This window comes from Mesorhizobium sp. M5C.F.Ca.IN.020.32.2.1 (assembly GCF_004023105.1).
GTDB classification, from domain to species: Bacteria; Pseudomonadota; Alphaproteobacteria; order Rhizobiales; family Rhizobiaceae; genus Mesorhizobium; species Mesorhizobium wenxiniae.
Map to the genome: position 1 here is coordinate 1 of NZ_RZSX01000934.1, position 2,338 is coordinate 2,338.

1 protein-coding gene and 2 pseudogenes are annotated in these 2,338 nt (G+C 62.9%); all 3 read right to left on the minus strand.

Annotation, left to right across the window (positions count from 1 at the left end; translation table 11 throughout):
• Positions 1 to 386, minus strand: a pseudogene (locus tag EOA86_RS31105) (molybdenum cofactor sulfurase); the annotation flags it as partial.
• Positions 387 to 532: 146 nt separating this feature from the next.
• Complete coding sequence (locus tag EOA86_RS31110) at positions 533 to 1,654, minus strand: beta-ketoacyl-ACP synthase III (protein WP_095492241.1); 1,122 nt, start codon at positions 1,652 to 1,654, stop codon at positions 533 to 535.
• Positions 1,655 to 1,862: 208 nt separating this feature from the next.
• A pseudogene (locus EOA86_RS31115) lies at positions 1,863 to 2,338 on the minus strand (trans-aconitate 2-methyltransferase); the annotation flags it as partial.

The following is a 2,338-nucleotide window of genomic DNA, read 5'->3' on the forward strand; positions in this document are numbered from 1 at the left end:
AAGAACAGCAGCGTGCCGGACGGCAGCATGGAGAGATGGGGCAGGCCTTCGATCAAGAGATTGGCGCCGATCCACTCCGGCTTGATATCGGCGATGCCCATCCGCTGGGCGACGATCGCCAGCTCGTCCGCCGCCACGATCGACAGCTGCCGCTCGTTGCGCATCTCGGTGCCGCGTGGATACCAGGGCTCGCGCCCGCCCGAGCGCCGCGTCGCGCCAGCGTGGAAATCGCCGTCGATGCCGTTGAAGCCGAGCCGCAATTCATCCACCGCGCGTGTCTCGAAATGATCTGATGGCGCGACGTAAAGCGCGGCAACCTGCGCGGCAAGCTTCCGCGCCGGGATGATTTCGACCGGGTTCTCGGTCTCGGGGAAGAGATCCAGCATAAGGCTTCGCTCCGTGCGTGATGCCAGGCAATTAGCCGCAGTGAGCTCACCAGGTCCAGTCTAAAGCACTGATGCTCCAATCAAGCAGACTGATGCGATTACAAACCGGCGCCCGCTAATGCTGGTGCCGTTCGCGCCAAGACAAATCAGAGCATGCGCAATAGCGCCCCGCCAATCGAATAGCCGGCGCCGAAGGCGCAGAGCAGGCCATAGTCGCCGGCCTTCATGTCGGCGTGGTTCTCCGACAGGGCGACGATCGCGCCCGCGCCTGCGGTATTGCCGAGGCGCTCCAGCACCATCGGCGCACGGTCATGGCCGACCTCATGGCCGAACGACAGCTTCAGGATCATGGCGTTCATCCGGGCATTGGCCTGATGCAGCCAGAAGCGCCGGATCGCCTGCGGCGTCAGCCCGTGCTCGGCCAGGAACTCGACGATGAACTTGTGTCCGGCGACGGTGACTTCCTTGAACACCTTGTTGCCGACCTGCTTGATCAGATTGCCTTCCAGATTGATCATATATGGATCGTCCTGGGCGGTGCGCGTGTAATAGCCGAGATTGGTGCGAATGTTGTTGGACATCTGCGTCCAGGTCCGCGTGTCGAGCACCTCAAAGCGTCCCGGCCGCTTGTCGCCCTGGGCAAGCCCCTCGACGATCATCGAGACAGAAGCATCGCCGAAGATGAAATGCGTCTGCCGGTCGCGGAAATTGAGATGGCCGGTGATGATCTCGGGCGTCGTGACCAGCACGCGCCTGTGTGCGCCGGCCCGTACCAGATTGACCGCAATGTGCAATGCCGCCGCCGCCGATGAGCAGCCAAGGCCCATATCGAAACCAGCGCCCTTCGTGCCCATCGCCTGCTGCATCTCGATGGCGATCGCCGGATAGGGCCGCTGGTGATGCGAGGCCGAGCAGATCACCAGGTCGATATCCCCAGGCTCCAGGCCGGCATGGTCGAGCGCTTTCCTGGCGGACGCGATGCCGAACTCGGCCTCCAGCGACAGCGCATCGTCCGGCCGCGCCGGAATGCGCGGCGCCATGCGGGTCGGGTCGAGAATGCCTTCGCGCTCGATCACATGGCGGGTCTGCACGCCCGAAGCATGGACGATGAAGGCACTGTCCGACTTCTGCAGCAGTGTCTCGCCCGAAGCTTCGCGGCGGACATTCTCCATGTCGACCCAGGCATTGAAGCTGTCGACCAGTTCTTCATTGGTGATTGAAGGCTCGGGGATTTCAACGCCGATGCCGCTGATGATGACGCGATGCATTTTTCAGTTCGTCCCCATGCGCAGCGTTGCGGCTTGATGTGGGCGCCGCGAAGACTGGGCGCAACTGTTTTTCCTACCTGGTGGGCGTTTACGCCGGCTTAAATCAAGTGCCTGAGACAAAAGACCACGACCTTGCGTGGCTGAATGCGCATGGTGGTAAAACCGGGTCAAGCGCCGCCAGGCACTGCCTCTCGGTGTGGCTCCGTTTCTAAGCGGATCGCCGCGCAACGATGAACAAGCGCGGGAAACGCAGCAGCACCTTGCCGTTCGCCGTGTTCGGATAGGCCTCTGCTATCCTGGCTATGTAGCGCGTGAGAAAAAGCGGGCGCTCGGCCTCGTCGAGCGGGTCGAGGAACGGCTTCAGCCCGGTCGACTTCAGCCATTCGACGATGGCTTCGGCACCGGCCAGCGGATGATTGTAGGCGGTGTGCCAGATGTCGAGCCGGTCGGAGAACGGCGACAAAATATCGTAGTAGAACGACACCGGCGGCAGCGGCCCGCGCGCAGCACCCGCGAGCTTTTCGGCAAACGGCATTTCGGCCGCCGTCTCCCGCATCAGCCGGTGCGAGGGCTCGCTCATATTGTCGGGCATCTGCACGGCAAGCGCGCCGCCCGGCGCCAAAAAACCCATCAGCCGCTGGAAGATCGCCGGATGCTCCGGCAGCCACTGGAACACTGCGTTGG